At 32.6% G+C, this 16780-nt stretch carries 12 protein-coding genes; all 12 read left to right on the top strand.

Features of this window, described 5'->3' with window-relative positions:
- The first annotated feature begins 10 nt into the window (after nt 1-10).
- The 12 genes from EHE19_RS17540 to EHE19_RS17485 all read left to right on the top strand — a co-directional run bounded on the left by EHE19_RS17540 (nt 11) and on the right by EHE19_RS17485 (nt 16702).
- The gene (locus EHE19_RS17540; protein ID WP_137697395.1) at nt 11-1354 is read left to right on the top strand and encodes a UDP-glucose dehydrogenase family protein; all 1344 of its coding nucleotides are present in this window, start codon (nt 11-13) and stop codon (nt 1352-1354) included.
- Between the two features lie 78 nt (nt 1355-1432).
- Entirely contained in the window at nt 1433-3022 is a 1590-nt protein-coding gene (locus EHE19_RS17535) for a glycoside hydrolase family protein (RefSeq protein ID WP_137697394.1), read from the top strand.
- A gap of 17 nt (nt 3023-3039) precedes the next feature.
- Entirely contained in the window at nt 3040-4068 is a 1029-nt protein-coding gene (locus EHE19_RS17530) for an acyltransferase family protein (protein WP_137697393.1), read from the top strand.
- Nucleotides 4052-5428 (top strand): O-antigen ligase family protein, encoded by a 1377-nt coding sequence (locus EHE19_RS17525; RefSeq protein ID WP_137697392.1) that lies wholly within the window; start codon nt 4052-4054, stop codon nt 5426-5428. The genes EHE19_RS17530 and EHE19_RS17525 overlap by 17 nt, the downstream gene beginning before the upstream one ends.
- 51 nt (nt 5429-5479) lie before the next feature.
- A complete protein-coding gene (locus tag EHE19_RS17520) occupies nt 5480-6496 on the top strand; it encodes an NAD-dependent epimerase (RefSeq protein ID WP_137697391.1) in 1017 nt (338 codons plus the stop codon).
- Nucleotides 6490-7785: an oligosaccharide flippase family protein gene (locus EHE19_RS17515; RefSeq protein WP_137697390.1), complete on the top strand. Its 1296-nt coding sequence runs from the start codon at nt 6490-6492 to the stop codon at nt 7783-7785. Before EHE19_RS17520 ends, EHE19_RS17515 begins: the two co-directional genes overlap by 7 nt.
- A gap of 19 nt (nt 7786-7804) precedes the next feature.
- Entirely contained in the window at nt 7805-8992 is a 1188-nt protein-coding gene (locus EHE19_RS17510; protein ID WP_137697389.1) for a polysaccharide pyruvyl transferase family protein, read from the top strand.
- 74 nt (nt 8993-9066) lie between these two features.
- Nucleotides 9067-10308 carry a glycosyltransferase family 4 protein gene (locus tag EHE19_RS17505; protein ID WP_137697388.1) on the top strand — a complete coding sequence of 414 codons (1242 nt, stop codon included), beginning with the start codon at nt 9067-9069 and terminating at the stop codon, nt 10306-10308.
- Nucleotides 10309-11058: 750 nt separating this feature from the next.
- Nucleotides 11059-13227 carry a hypothetical protein gene (locus EHE19_RS17500; RefSeq protein WP_137697387.1) on the top strand — a complete coding sequence of 723 codons (2169 nt, stop codon included), beginning with the start codon at nt 11059-11061 and terminating at the stop codon, nt 13225-13227.
- A gap of 77 nt (nt 13228-13304) precedes the next feature.
- Nucleotides 13305-14354 (top strand): radical SAM protein, encoded by a 1050-nt coding sequence (locus EHE19_RS17495; protein WP_137697386.1) that lies wholly within the window; start codon nt 13305-13307, stop codon nt 14352-14354.
- Nucleotides 14314-15486, top strand: a complete 1173-nt coding sequence (locus tag EHE19_RS17490; RefSeq protein WP_137697385.1) for a glycosyltransferase family 4 protein — start codon at nt 14314-14316, stop codon at nt 15484-15486. Before EHE19_RS17495 ends, EHE19_RS17490 begins: the two co-directional genes overlap by 41 nt.
- Nucleotides 15458-16702: a nucleotidyltransferase domain-containing protein gene (locus EHE19_RS17485; RefSeq protein WP_137697384.1), complete on the top strand. Its 1245-nt coding sequence runs from the start codon at nt 15458-15460 to the stop codon at nt 16700-16702. The genes EHE19_RS17490 and EHE19_RS17485 overlap by 29 nt, the downstream gene beginning before the upstream one ends.
- Nucleotides 16703-16780 lie beyond the last annotated feature (78 nt).

Below are 16780 nucleotides of genomic sequence, written 5' to 3'. Positions count from 1 at the left end.
AGGAGCTGTAATGAAAATAACTATAACTGGAACTGGATACGTAGGTATAGTCACGGGAGTTTGTTTAGCTGAGATAGGACATACAGTGACTTGCTATGACATTGACAAAACCAGAATAAAGAAGCTGCAAGACCGTATAATGCCAATATTTGAGCCTGGGCTAGAAGAAATGGTCATTAATAACAGTGAAAGGCTTAGCTTCATCAGTGATTATAAAGAGGCTTACCGTGACAGTGAGGTAGTATTTATTTGTGTAGGAACTCCAGAAAAAAAGGATGGTTCAGCTAACTTAAAATATGTTTATGATGCTGTTCAGCAAGTTGTTGAATGTGTAAAAAGTGATTGCACAATAGTTATTAAATCTACTGTGCCTGTTGGAACAGGTGATAATTTAGACAGGGTTATTAATCAAAAAAATGATACAAAGCGTTTTGAAATTGTAAATAATCCTGAATTTTTATCACAGGGAACAGCAATTAACGATACAATGAATGCTTCTCGTATAGTTTTGGGAGTCAATTCAGCAAAAGCAGAAAGGATTCTTAGAAATGTATATGATGGGTTTAGGCAAAAATACGTAGTTACAGACAGAAGAAGTGCTGAAATGATTAAGTACGCTTCAAATGATTTTTTAGCCCTAAAAATTTCCTATATTAATGAGATTGCAAACCTATGTGATTTTATTGGTGCAAATGTTGAGGATGTGGCATTAGGAATGGGGTATGACCCTAGAATAGGAAACCGATTTTTAAAAGCAGGTATTGGATATGGCGGCTCATGTTTCCCAAAGGACACTAAGGCATTACACTGGTTGGCAAATTTTAATGATTGTGAGCTTAAAACAATAAAAGCTGCTATTGATGTAAATGAGAATCAGAAGATAAAGCTAATTAAAAAAGCTAGAAAATATTATGACAGCTTTCGTGGGTTAACAGTTGCAATATTAGGGTTAACCTTTAAACCAGGAACTGATGATCTTCGAGAGGCGCCTTCCCTTCAAAACATTCCTATTCTTTTAGAGGATGGAGCAAGAGTTAAAGTATTTGATCCAATAGGAATGGATAATTTTAAGAAAATATATCCTTCTGAAATTGAATACTGCAACTGTATTGAAGAAACCCTTGAAGATGCAGATATTTGCTTTATTCTTACTGAATGGCCTGAAATAGTCACTATGGATGTATCAAAATTTCCATTTTATATGAGAAATCCTATTGTGCTTGATGGCAGAAATTGTTTTAGCCTAGAAGCAGTTGAAGGTAAGAATTTTATTTATGAATCAATTGGCAGAAGAGTAGTTGGCCAAAGTACACAAATTAAAGAAAGTATATTGAAAAGTGAGAAGGCTGGCTAAAGTTAAGTACTATCCGTTGCTGATGATATGGGACGAAGGCTTTTTTACTGTTATTGACTATAGCAATCTCAGGAAGGAATGTACTATAAAATGCACCACAAGTTAAATACGAAAAGAACTGCTTTGGTTGTACCCATCTTTATGCTTTTAGTGGCCTTGTTAATTTTAACAAAATTTATTCAGGTATCTACTAATATAAATAGTAACGAAATAGGTAATGCAAATTTTTATAATCCTAAAGACCAAAAATATTATTCTGATAAGAATTTCAAGTATGAAGCAAATGACAATACTGAATACATAATTAAAAAGTTTAGTGAGGATGGTAAAGTATATATTCCAAAGGGAAATTATCTTTGTAAAAGCCCAATACGTATCAAGGGCAAAAATGTAGTATTGTATGGACCTGAAGGAGCATGCAAAATTATATTTGATAGCAGAGCTGATAAATTCATTGAAAAAGGAAAACAAAAGTCCTACATAATAAATGATGGCTACAGCCTTAGCTTTAATAATGAATCGGCTCAAAATATAAGCATAAACGGCATTGAGTTTGAAGTAAAGCAAAGTGAAAATACCCCTTATAACTATTTATTAACACTTGCTAATGTAAAAGGGGGCGTAATTCAAAATTGCAAATTTATTTCTGATAAAAGCAGCGAAAATATGGTGACTTTAGTTAATTTGCTAAGCTGCTGCAAGAATATTAAAATAGTCGATTGTTCCTTCAAAAACATGACAGGTGCAAGTACAGGCGGCTGTATTTGGGTCAGAAACCTTACCACAAAACAAAAATTAAAAGAGAATGTAACAGAAAACATATCAATTGCCAGATGCAGATTTGTCCAAAACTCAGGAGATGAAATTGTTGCTGTATATTCAAGTGTAGGACATGTTAGGAAAGTATCTGTTAAAGACTCAGTATTTGAGGATTATTCAGATATAAATGCTAAAGTTTTGTCAGCTTTTCCAAGCGATAATAAGGATGATGGCACAGTCGAAGAAGTGCAATTTGACAATAACAGGATTTACTCAGAAAGAGTTAAATATTTTATTATTACTGTAGGCGGACCTAATAGAAGTAATAGAGTTTCTAATGTTTCCATTTCTAATAATGAAATCACAGTAGGTGAGAATTCAGATAATAAATGTATTTTAATATATGTCAATGATATTAATACCAATAGTAGTGACATAAAGGTATATAACAACACTATTTTGGTAGATAGCCTTGTAAACTCTACTGGAATTTATAATGCTAGCTTTTCAACAAATAATAAGATAATTGGAAAGCTGGGAAGGGGAATTGTATTTGGGAAATGCTATGAAAATATTATCGATGGGGCTTTAAGAGGAATAGTTTCTTCTGAAATAGCTAATCAGAATGAAATATATGATAGCAAGATAGGCATATCCTGCAAGGATCAAAAAAGCATAATTAGTGATAATAAAATAATATTAGCCCAAGAGAACGGCTTATGCGGAATTGAAATACAAAAAAGTCAGGAAAATGTTGATATAGTCTGTTCGGATAATGAAATAATAACAAAAACTGAAGAACAAAATGGATTTATAATTCACAGTGGAAATGTCAGATTAATTGATAATTTAATATCCGGACCAGGAAAGGACATATACAAAAGTGATGAAGCAGTAATATTAAAATAGCGTTTTGGGAGGAAGTAATGCAGCACAACGAAGATTTAGACTTTCTAAAAGGAATAGGAATAGTTCTAGTTGTTTTAGGACATTGCTTTACAACAGCACTTGAGACAAAATATTATTCCATTAGGATTCTAAAGGATTTTATTTATACTTTTCATATGCCATTGTTTTTTATTGTATCCGGTTACCTTCAAGGCTTGAGACCGTACAGCATTAATAAACTCAAAAATTTTAGTACTCATCAAATAAGGAAATTATTTTTGCCGTATATAGCTTGGTCAATTGTTTTATACATATTTTATTACTTTTTAAACAGTATTAACATAATCACAATACAAGAGAATATAAGACTCAATCCAATTTATTTGATTTATGACATACTTGCATATAATATCCGAACTGGAAATGTATTATGGTTTGTTTATATTTTATGTATCATTTCAATTGTATCATATATATTTCATAATTTAATTACCAAAAAAGGCTTCAATATAGCTTTTCTAGTAGCTGTGCTTTTTTTGGGAGTTATAGCAAATATATATTTACGAGATGAGTTGTTTGTATTAAAAAGATTTTTAGTTATGTGGATTTATTATGAAGTTGGCGTTTATATAGGAATATTTATAAAGGATATAAATATTAAGGCCAATACAACAGTTAATATAATTTTAATGGCGTTATATCCATTTATATTTATTTTTTATTTAAAAAGCAACAGCATATTTACATATGGACTGAAGGTGATTTGTGCGTTACTGGCAGTATTTATTCTATATAACTTATCAAAATATAACAATTGCCGGACATATAGGATTTTCAACTACTTAGGTAAAAGAACCTCTTATATATATTATTTACATAATCCATATATTGTTTTAGTAACGGTTACTGGGCTAAACCAATTTACTAAACTAAATATAGCAGCTGCAATAGCTATTGCATTTATACTTGGGATAATAATACCTTTGATTATAGGCAATTTGATATTATCGCGAATCAAAATGACAAAATTTATTCTATTAGGAGAACGATATGAAAAGCAATATTAGTTTTAACAACATTATTTTAATAGTAATATTTCTCTCTCCATTTTCGAATATATTGGTATACAAAACTAATATAGCCGATTTCAGGCTGATTCAAGTACTTTGGCTAATGGTGTTTTGCGTATTTATGATAAAGAAAGCTGAAAATAAAGAACTGCTTATTTCATCGCCAAATAGGTTAAGCTTGAATAAAGGCTCAAAGCTGACTTTTATATTATACATATTTGCAATTAGTATTTCGGGATTATTATCTGTCAATACAAACAGATCTATAAAAGAACTGATACAGTATATATATTTGTTCATATTGATGTATTCAATATATTGTAAAGCTAAAGACCATGATTTTATGAATAAAATAATAAATAGCATTATTTGTTCTAATGTGTTTCTTGTTACTATATGTGTTGTAAGTTATATAACAGGTAAGGTTATTATTCCATCTTTTACTATTTTATCGAATGGAATGATATATGTTAACAATAATTTATTCAGCACAAACACCCTAATGGAATCAGGGAAAGAGATAGTCAGACTAAATGGAATATTAGGTCTTAATGCAACACTTATTGCAAATCTAATACTAATACAATCTTTATTGGTTAATTATATGATAAGACAAGTGACTGGCAATAAGAGAGTATTGTTATGTTTATTGCTGGTAGCTAATTTATTTACAATGATAGTTACATACTCAAGAGCAGGTCTATTGATATTTATTACTTTGCATTTGATATCTGCAATGAGTAAGAATCATATTAGAAATGTTGCGATTCTGGCAGCGGCAGTTTTTGTAGGCTATATGTTTTTGAGTATGTTCCCAGAAGTAAAAGAGAGAATATTGGAAACCTTTAATACTGAGGAACGTTCTTCAAAATATCATTTTGCAATCTGGCTAATTGCTATAAAGACAGGGTTTAACAACATAATAACGGGAATTGGACTGGGTAATATGGCCTTTAGCTATGATGATTTTTGGTATGAATTTAGCAGGTTTGGTATTGAAAAAATAAATAGTGTAAATGTCCATAATTTTATACTTCAAATATGGGCTGAACAAGGGGCAATAGGTTTAATTGTAAACAGCATTTTATATTTCAGTCCTATTTTACTCTATATAAAATTTAAACTCTTATATAAGCAAAAAATTAATAGAACAATATACGAATTTATTTTTCTTTCATATATATCAACATTAATTTATAACCTAACAAATAATAATTTTTATATTGAAGCCTTTTGGATTTTGGCTGGTGTAGTTTATGCAATAAAGGACTTCCATCTGAGAACAGAAAAAATTGATGTTGTTGAAACTGACCTCTCGTTAGCTTATGGGAAAAAAGCCTTAATCCAGCAAAAATAGAACCATTAATCTTAATAGATTAAATTAAAACAACATAAATGGGGGATTTATATGAAAAAAGTGCTTGTTACAGGAAGCTCAGGTTTTATTGGAATGCATCTGTCAAAAAGACTGCTATCAGAAGGATACAAAGTTGTGGGAATAGACAATCTTAATGACTACTATTCTGTTAATTTAAAGAGGTATAGGACAGAATTGCTAAAATCCAATTACAATTATTCGATGAATATATGCAATTTAGAAGACTATAGTGCCATAGAAAAGGTTTTTAAGGCCAACCAGTTTGAATGTGTTATAAATCTTGCGGCTCAAGCAGGGGTAAGATACAGCATTGAGAATCCAAGAGCATATATAGATTCTAACATTGTAGGTTTTCTGAATATATTGGAATGCTGCAGGCACTATGAAATTCCACATTTAATATATGCGTCGTCAAGTTCTGTATATGGGGCTAATGAGAAAGTACCTTTCAGCATTCATGACAATGTTGATCATCCAATGAGCCTATATGCAGCAACTAAGAAGTCAAATGAACTGATGGCTCATGCATATTCAAGTCTTTATAATCTGCCAGTTACAGGACTTCGCTTTTTTACAGTATACGGACCTTATGGCAGACCTGATATGGCATATTTTTTGTTTGCCAAAGCTATAAAGAGCGGGAAACCAATTAAGATATTCAATTATGGAAAGATGCAGAGGGATTTCACATATATTGATGATATAGTTGAAGGGATTGTCAGACTTATCAAAAAGGAACCTCCAAAGCCTAATGACAGTTGGAATAGGCAAACTGCAGACCCTGCTTCAAGCTATGCTCCTTACAGACTATTCAATATCGGGAATAATAGGCCTGTTGAACTGGAATATATGATTTCTCTTATGGAAAAATACATGGATAAAGAGGCACAACGAGAATATCTGCCTATGCAGCAAGGAGATGTACCTATTACATATGCTGATGTAGATGATTTAATGGATTACATAGGCTTTAAACCAAAGGTATCTATAGAAGATGGGCTTCAAAGCTTTGTTGAATGGTTTAAGGAGTATGAGAAAATATGCTAAAAAATATGCTGAAAAATATATTGAAGAATCAGTATTTTTACTCTGTTTCAAGTAAAGTTATAATAGCAGCCTTAGGTGTACTGAATATGGTATTTATAAATAGGCTCTTAGGACCTACTTTAAGAGGAGAATACGCATATATACTGAATATAGTAAATCTAGTTATGATGTTTTTGAATTTGGGAATATACCAATCATATCCTTTTTTTAAAAGAAAGGATATTCCGCTAATACAAACTAAGTATATAAATAACGTATTTTTTCAGTTAATAGTATACCTAATAGTATCCTTTGTGCTTTGTATTTTGTTTAAGGAGAAGCAGCAGCTTATTATCATATTTACTCTAATTCCTTTTATGGTTATAAATAAACAGGTTAATTTCATTGTAATGGTGGAAGATATAAATTTAAGAAACAGAATAAATATCTATATAGAACTAGTTTATTCTTTGGGCTTATTTATTGTCTTCTGCACAGGCTGGCAAAATATTTATATGATTTTAAGCTTAATTTATTTAAAATCAGCACTGCAAGTTATCTTTGTTCTCATTCTATTCAACATAAAAATTAATCTGAGATTAATTGACCTAAAGCTACTTGGACAATCAATAGGTGTTGGCTTTTTTTCAATGCTTTCACTTTTAATGATTACATTAAATTATAAAGTTGATATATTGATTTTAAAACTATTTACTGACTATAAGCAGATTGGATTGTATAGCGTAGGGGCGGTGCTGGCTGAACAGGGGTGGCTAATATCCGATGCATTTAAGGAGGTTCTGTTTTCAAAGAATGCCAGAAATGATGATATAGAGGATATTTGCATGTGCATAAAAATAAATGTTGTCTTGACTGTATTAATGTTTATTGGAATTGCTCTGTTTGGAAAACCAATGCTGTTAATATTATTCGGTAAAGAGTTTGTGGAGGCATATTCAGTTACAATTGTATTGTTTTCTGGAATATTAGGAATGGTTCTGTTTAAGATGGTTTATCCATTGTTTATTGCAACAGGCAGACAAAAAATTAGTTTAGCAGTGCTATCTGCATCAACCATAACAAATGTAATTTTCAACTTTATTTTAGTTCCCCATTTCGGAATACTAGGCTCAGCAGCTTCGTCTGTTATTTCATACAATACATGTGGCTTACTGTTTATGGGCATTTTCTGCAAGAAGTATAATTTGAATTTAATAGACACAATTCTACCTTCTATACAGGATTTAAGATATGTGAAACAAAAAACCTTGACCAAATTTAGAAAGAATCAGCAAGAATATAACTATTAGATAAGGTGGTATACACATTATGACTAAAGTAGGTATACTAACATTTCACAGAAGTATAAACTATGGGTCTTTTCTGCAAAGCTATAGCTTGGCAAATGCCCTAAAAAGCAGTACTGATTTTGATGTGGAAATAATAGATTACAATATGACGAATGTAGAACTATATAGTCTCTTGAGTTGCTTTTCCTATAATATTTCACAGACTTATAAGAATGTATGCAGATATTTTAAGTTCAAGAGATTATTATATAAAAGCCTTCCTATAAGTAAAGACAGAATAATTACCAACAGACTTAATATAATAGAACAGCAGCTAAGAGACAAATATGATGTAATAGTTGTTGGCAGTGATGAGGTATGGAAAATTAACAAGCTAAGGGGTTTTCCAAATATATATTGGCTCAGCGAGAAGCTGAAGTGCATCAAGGTAAGCTATGCTGCATCAGCAAATAGAACTCGCTTTGACAGATTGAGTAATGAACAGAAGAAGTATATAAAAGACTCCTTAAACCAATTTGCATATATAGGTGTTAGGGATGAAAACACCCTAAAACAGCTGAAAAATATTGATGCAAAGCTTTTAATAAGAAGAAATTGTGATCCAGCCTTCCTTTTTGAAATTGAGAATGCAAAAGGTGTTGAAGCTAAACTTGGTCAAAAGCTTAGCAAAAAATATAAGCTTGATTTGGCCAAGCCCATTATTGCAGTAATGTGTACCGATGAATGGGTCTGTAAAAATATATATGAAAAATACAGCAAGGACTATCAAATAGTATCTCTATATACAAATACAAAATACTGTAATGCATATTTATATGACTTAGACCCCTTTGAATGGGCCCATGTGTTTAGGTTTATTAGTCTAAGTGTAACAAATTTTTTTCACTGTACTGTGTTTTCGATTATTAATAAGACTCCTTTTATTTCAATCGATGTTGAAGAAGTATCGGTATTGTATGAAAGTAAAATTAAGGATTTACTCAAAAGAGCCGATTTGATGGAGAATTATTTTAATCTTAAGCATCCATCTTTCCAATGGGATAAAGTTTTTGAGCAAATTGAACACAATATTAATTCTAATGACACCTCTAAGATGGAAGAGTTTGTTTCAAGTGAAAAGAAATATTTTAATGAGTTTGTTAAGGAATTAAGAAATTTGTCCAATAAAAGCCTTATAGAATTGGAGACTAAAGTTGAAAAAAATTAAAGATATAAAAGGGGGGTACTGAGCCCACGACATTTCTGTGATTATTATCTTTTGAGAAATGCTGGGTGTTTTATATGAGTAAAATATTGTTGGTAAATTATAGGTATTTTGTTTCGGGCGGGCCAGAAAAATACATGTTTAACATTAAAAATGTATTTGAACAAAAAGGCCACAAGGTCATTCCTTTTTCTGTTAAGAATAATAAAAATGTTGAAACAGAATATAAGAAGTATTTTGTCAAGCCTATAGGCGGAGAAAATGTAGTCTATTTTAATGAGTATAAAAAGACTCCTCAAACAGTTTTAACAATGCTCAGCAGAAGCTTTTATTCCCCAGAGGTTAAAAGAGCATTAGAATATGAGATTGACATGGAGAAGCCCGATACTGTATATATTCTGCACCATGTTAACAAATTGTCACCAAGCGTAATAAGAGCAGCTAAAAATTCAGGAAAAAAAGTGGTGGTCAGGCTTTCAGACTTCTTTTTAATGTGTCCTAGATTTGATTTTTTACGAAATGGTGATATATGTGAGAATTGTCTGAAAGGCTCCTTAATTAGTGCGGTACAACACAATTGTGTTCAGAATTCAAAGGCTGCTTCGCTAATTAGAGTTATGTCTATGAAATTTCACAGGCTAATCAAAATATATGATTTAGTTGACTATTTTGTAACTCCTTCTTCATTTTTACGATCAAAACTAATTGAATTTGGCTTTGATGAAAAAAAGGTAATTCATATTCCAACTTTTATAGATTCTTCAAAAATTGAAGCTAAATACACCCATGATAACTACATTTTATATCTGGGACGGCTAAATAAAGAAAAGGGTGTTGAGTATGCTATAAAAGCAATGAAATATGTTGATGACAGAACACTGGTTTTAAAGGTGGCAGGCCAAGCCAGTGATGGTGAGTTAGAAAATATTAAAAAAATAATAGTAACAAATAATTTACATAATGTTAAGCTGTTAGGCTTCAAGACAGGAGAAGAACTGGAAACTCTGATAAACAATGCAAAATTCATTGTAGTTCCGTCAATTTGGTACGATAATATGCCAAATGTTTTGCTGGAAGCATTCGCCCATGGAAAGCCTGCTATTGCATCAAACTTTGGCAGTTTGCCGGAGGTAGTAGAGGATGGGGTGAATGGGTTGTTATTCGAACCAAAAAATGAGTTAGACTTGGCTCAAAAAATTGATTTGCTTAATTCAAATAATCAATTAATACAGGAATATGGCAGAAATGCAAGGAGCAAGGCTGAAAAATATTATAATAGTGAATTGCATTATGAAAAATTAAGCAGAATTCTACTCTAAGAATTGCGAAAATAAGTATCACACCTTCAAATAAACTGCTTGAATAGTACTCCCGTGCAGTATATATCTATTGCTTGCTCACGAAATTGATGCTGAAATAATTACGGTGAAGAACAAGCACTTCCGCCGACCGTATTACACAAAGGCATCCTGTCTCGATGTAATACTCACAGCTACATCCTGTAGCAGTGTCGACTACACTACTTGCTCTTCACCTACTATTTCTAGCATCAATATCTAACCGAGCGTCGCAACTAGATATATACTACACTCGCGTACTATTCTTGCATTAAGATATCGGTAACAAGCTAGTGTTGTTTTGCAGCTTAAAAATGCGAAGTTAGCATTTGTGCATACATGGTGCTCTTCGCATCGCAAAAAACTGCAAGCAGTTTTTTGTGAATGTAGCAATATGTTGAAAGAACTTTGTGTATTTTCAGCCAGAACGACTAAAAATGGCTTTTGATAATATGTTTAAAATGGAGGTCAACATGAGAAAAATGCGAAGCCAGCATTTAGTGCATACATGGTGCTCTTCGCATAGAAAAAGCTGCAAGCAGCTTTTTGTGGTATTGAGTAATCAAGTAATTACTATACACTTTTCAAATAATATTGTGCATAGCTGGTGGTACTAGCGGAAGGGGAGGCTAATGCGAAGCTAGCATATAGTGCATACATGATGCACTTCGCATCGTTCAGCCACAAAGAGTGAAAGTGGCTGTTGATAATATGTTTAGAATGGAGGTCAACATGAGAAGAAAAATAATATGCATATGTCTTACAGTTTTTATTTTGTGCAATTTATGTTCGGGTTCTAGCATAATTGCTAAAGAGGAATTACTTATTGAAAATTCCGCTTGCGTAACATTGAACAATAATTGCAGAGTGTTTCAAACAAATATTTCTAAGAGCGGGAATTGCAGGCTTGAAATAAGAAATAACAAAAAGCCTGTTACAATAACGTCCTGTGGCAAAAACATATATAACGGCAGCTATCAAAATGGCTATATTCGAAGTGATACTAAAGAAGAACTTAAAAGTACAAACAGTAAAAAATATAAAACTACTAAGTGGATACGGGTATATCCTGGTCAGACACTTACAATTAGCGGAAGTGGCGTTAATAGAAATGTATGGCAGTTTAAAAGCGCTGATAGTAAGAATTACAGCATTAAAAATTCACCAACAGTAAAAATTCCATATGGAGTAGCATGGGCAAGAGTTTTCTTTGGGGTTGAAGCAAGCGGTAATGTTCAAATTGAATATGGAGATATTGCTACATCCTATGAAAAGTATACAGAAAGTAAAATAAGTATTCCTGTAATAAAGGATGCCATAGGATTAGCTCAGGACTCTAGCCTAAATTGGTATATATTAGACACTAAAAAGAACTATAAAAGTATTGGAACACTAAAGAGTTATAATGGATTAACCACTTTTACAGTATCGGGTGATGATATTGGAAATGTAAAAATTTATTACCCCAAGAAAGTAGCGACTAAAGAGGATGGCGTATATGGTGTTAGGTGGAGTCTTACAGAGTTAAATGAGAAATGTGAGCGATTGGGAGCTTCTGTAGGGCTTACCGCAGCAGCAGTGGAAGGCAATCTGCCAGTTGCCAATGACTTTGATTATATTTATCCATGGTCTGAAATAAAGCTGTGTAATATTGATTCTAAAGAAAAAATTACATATCAGGGTGAAAAGGGATTTGCATATGATGGCTCCAATGGAAATGTATTTGTTGAACTGCCAAAATGGTACGTAAAAAGATATCAAGATGCGACCCATGAATATTTGTATATTTCAAAAACTCAGAAGGAAGGCTTTGAAGTGGAGCCGGCATTTCTAGAGGGAGATCAAGTTTTAGACAAGATATATATTGCAGCATATGATGGTTTTGTGACAGAGGATAACAAGCTGGTGAGTTGGTCAGGAAAATATCCTACAACCAATTTAAATCTAACCACCTACCGTGACTATGCAAGAAATAACGGAAGCATGAGATATGGAGTGCTTGATATAAGATGCATATTTGCACTGCAGCATTTATATCTTGTTGAGTTTGCTAATAAAAACAGCAGCAAAACAATAGGTATGGGATTACAAAAAATGCAGTATCCCTTTATTAAGTATGCTGCAATTTCTGAAAAGAACAGCAATAGGATTATATTAGCTAAAAATGCTAGCTTTAAGGTTGGTCAGTCCTGCTCAATTTCAGAAAAGGGTAATTACTATATGGATCATAGAACAATAACAGCTATTGAAAGCTATGATGATAAAAATATAGCAATTTACTTTTCGGGTGAGCCTTATGATGTCAATGCTTCAACTACATATATTTACAATACACCAATGGCAAGCGGTATGTGTGATACAATGGCGTCACCAAGCGGCTATGCACTAGGTGCTCTTAATGGAAATGGCCATACAAGTGTGAGATATAGGTTCGTTGAAAACCCATGGGGGAATATTTGGAACATAATAGATGGAGTGTTTGTGAAAAGTTTTGTTCCATATGTTTGTTACGATATGACAAAGTATGTGAGTGCAGGTTCAGAGGATTATTTGCCTTTAAACTATACTGTGCCTGAGCAAATGGAAAATGAGAATAGAGAAAGTTATGTTAACCAAATGATAAAAAATCTTGGATATGATGAAAGATATCCGTCAATAGCATTTCCAGTTGAAATTTCAAACGGAGCTAACAAAGACAACAGCTTTGCAGACTCCTGGTATTGTATAAATTCATCAAAACCAAGAGATATCAGGTGGAAGGGTGCATGGGATTTAGGAACAGGTATAGCCGATAGAGCAGGTTTATTTATGCTGAGAGCATGGTTTGATATTGATCATACTTATTGGCATGATGGCGCGAGACTCATGTACAAACCAATTAAATTAGACTCTAGCAAATAAAATAAATAATTAGGAGATAGCAGAACAAATGCTTAACCTAGAACAAAACAAATGATAAATAGAAAGGGAGAATCAACATGAGAAGAACATTATATGGCTCTATTATTATTACATACCGTTGTAATGCTAGATGTAATATGTGTGATTGTTTTAGAGATCCCAGCAAGCCCGATGAAGAGATGTCTTTGGACTTAATAAAAAAGCTTCCTAAGATGGCATTCACTAATATAACTGGTGGTGAGCCTTTTATCCGTAAAGATATAAACGAGATTGTCAGAGAACTTTACAAAAAGACAAACCGAATTGTAATCTCTACGAACGGTTACTTCACAGATAGGATATTAGCTTTGTGCGAAGAATTTCCGCAGGTTGGTATAAGGATTAGCATTGAGGGGCTGCAGGAGGCAAATGATAAAATAAGAGGAATTCCTGATGGCTTCAATAGAGGCTACACTACATTGAGAAAGCTGGTAGCAGCCGGCCATAAGGATGTGGGTTTCGGCTGTACCGTTCAAGAAATGAATGCTGATGATTTAATTCCTCTTTACAAACTGGCTGATGAATTAAATATGGAATTTGCCACTGCTACACTGCATAATTCCTTCTATTTCAGAAAAACAAATAATAAAATTAATGATAAGCTTAAAGTCTCAAGGGCATTTGAAGAATTGATAAATCAGCTTCTCAAGTCTAAATCTCCAAAGAAATGGTTCAGAGCATATTTCAATCATGGATTAATTAACTATTTATACGGCAATAAACGCTACTTGCCATGTGAAATGGGCAGCAATGGTTTTTTTGTTGATCCATTTGGACATGTTTTGCCTTGCAATGGCAGTACTACTAAAATGTCTATGGGAAATTTAAATGAGAAAAGTTGGGACGAAATATGGAATTCCAAAAAGGCTGACGAGGTTAGAAAAAAAGTAAAGTCATGTAAAAAGAATTGTTGGATGATAGGCAGTGCAGCACCTGCAATGAAACAAAGAATATGGATTCCAGCATTTTGGGTTATAAAGCATAAACTAAAGGGAGGCTACAGCCTATGTGAAAATAAATTCATAGACATGAAGGAGTATACAAAATATGAAAATAGCGATGATAGGGCAGAAAGGTATTCCGTCTAGAGCTGGTGGAATAGAAATCCATGTTGAAGAAATCTCAAAAAGGCTTGTTTATCTAGGCTATGAAGTGGAAGTGTACTGCAGAAGGGGCTACTGTGATAAGGAGTTCTCTGACAATAAGTATCAAGGAATTACTGTTAAATATACACCCTATATTAAATCAAAACATTTGGATTCTATAACGCATACTTTTACTTCCACAATTAGAGCACTCTTTTCCAACTGTGATATATTTCATTATCATGCATTAGGCCCTTCCACAATGGCTTTTATTCCAAGGTTATTTGGTAAAAAGGTTGTTTGTACCGTGCATGGACTTGATTGGCAGCGCGGTAAATGGGGTAAATTTGCATCGAAATATTTGAAGTTTGGAGAGTATGCTACAGCAAAATTTTCACATAAAACAATTAATGTTTCTAAAAACCTAGTTAAATACTATAGGGAGAAATACAATCTGGAAACCAGCTATATTCCTAACGGAGTTGAAAGACCTGACTTAGTGAAGCCCTTAATAATAAAGGAAAAATATAATTTAGGAAAAGACGACTACATATTATTTTTGGCAAGGCTTGTACCTGAAAAGGGAATACATTACCTAATTGATGCCTTTAATAGAATTAAGACAGAAAAAAAGTTGGTAATAGCAGGAGGAGCAAGTCATAGCGAGGGATATGAAAGTGAATTAAGGAAAATGGCAAAAGAAAATAAGAATATTATTTTCACTGGATTTGTAAAGGAACTTGAATTAGCGGAGCTATATAGCAACGCTTATTTTTATGTTCTTCCTTCTGATATAGAGGGCTTACCCATAAGCCTGCTAGAAGCAATGAGTTACGGAAATTGCTGCCTAGTTAGTGATATAGCAGAAAACACAGATGTTATTGGAAGCATCGGCTACAGCTTTAAGAAAGCAAATGTTGATGACCTGGAGAAAAAACTCAACATGTTACTTGAAAATAAAAGCAAGGTTTTAAAAGTAAGAGACCTTGCTGCTCAATACATCCTTAATAAGTACAATTGGGATCAGATTTCTATTAATACAAAACACATATATATGGAAATTATGGGCACAAAGAAAAAAATAACAGATAAGTGGAGGTTGGGAAATGACGGCAAAAGACACACTATTAATTGAGATACTTTGTGCTGCAATTTACAATAGAGAATTTCAAATAGATAAATGTAAGGCAGCTGCTGTTAATTGGGATGAAATCTATAAAGAAGCCCGCGCCCATCAAGTTCATACCTTGGTATTTCCAATTATAAAAGACATAGATTCAAAAGTAGGGCTTGATGAAAAGTTGATGGCTGTATGGAATATATCTGTAATGTCCTGTGGAATTCAGATGATTTGCGGTGAAGTATGGCTTGGAGAGGTTATTGAAACACTAGATGCTCTGGGAATTGAAACCATTGTGCTTAAAGGAATGGCAATAAATAAGTGCTATCCAAAGCCAGAACTGAGAACTATGGGAGATGCAGATATTCTAGTACACGAAGAGGATATAGAAAAAGCTACTGAAGTATTAGAAAATCTAGGATATGTTTCATCCAAAGACAAGAAAACTAAGCATATTGAGTTTTTCAAGAAAAACGCTATATCAATTGAATTGCACAGATTGTTAATAGATTATGACTTTATGCAGAACAAAGAAAGCTTTCATGATGAAATATGGGAGAATACTACATCCATAAATTTAGGTTCTATAAAAGCAAATATTTTGTCATGGGAAATGCAGATTTTACATATATGTATTCATATGGCTTCACATATATCTTATGGAGGAATAGGACTTAGGCAATTATGTGATTTGGTTATGGTGGTTGAAAGAAAAAGAAATGAAATTAATTGGAATATTGTACAAGAAAGGTCAATAAAATATGGCATTGACAATTTTATATGTGCAATATTTATGGTTTGTAATCGGTTATTTAATATGGAAATTCCTGCAGAATTGATATTTAGAAACGCAGACGAAGAAAAATTAGATAGGCTAATAAATGATATTCTTGCTGGGGGAAATTTAGGCAATAACGATATTCATAGAACTTCTGCAAATGTACTTATTACCAATTCAAATAATGCAGAAGAGTTGAATTACAAAAATAAACTTTCTAGGGCTAGACGAATTCTCTTTCCTAATCGAAATATTTTGGCTAAGAGAAAAAAGTATCTATATGTTCGAAAGAGTCCAATATTCTTACCTTTTGCATGGATTCATAGAATTGTATATGGATTTAAAAGAAAAGATTTTAACTTTAATGATAAGAAAGCCATTTTTAATGATAAAGAACTAAATATAATGGCAAAAGAGAGGAATAATCTCTTGGAATGGTTAGGGTTGAGATAAAAGGTTTAAGGCTTTTATTAACGGGTTTAGATGGAGGAAGAAATAGTCATTAATTTATTAAAAAATCATATATTTTGT

The organism is Ruminiclostridium herbifermentans, assembly GCF_005473905.2.
GTDB lineage: Bacteria > Bacillota > Clostridia > Acetivibrionales > DSM-1351 > Ruminiclostridium > Ruminiclostridium herbifermentans.
Note: the sequence above shows the minus strand (reverse complement) of the source record. Positions and strands in the feature narration are given on the sequence as shown.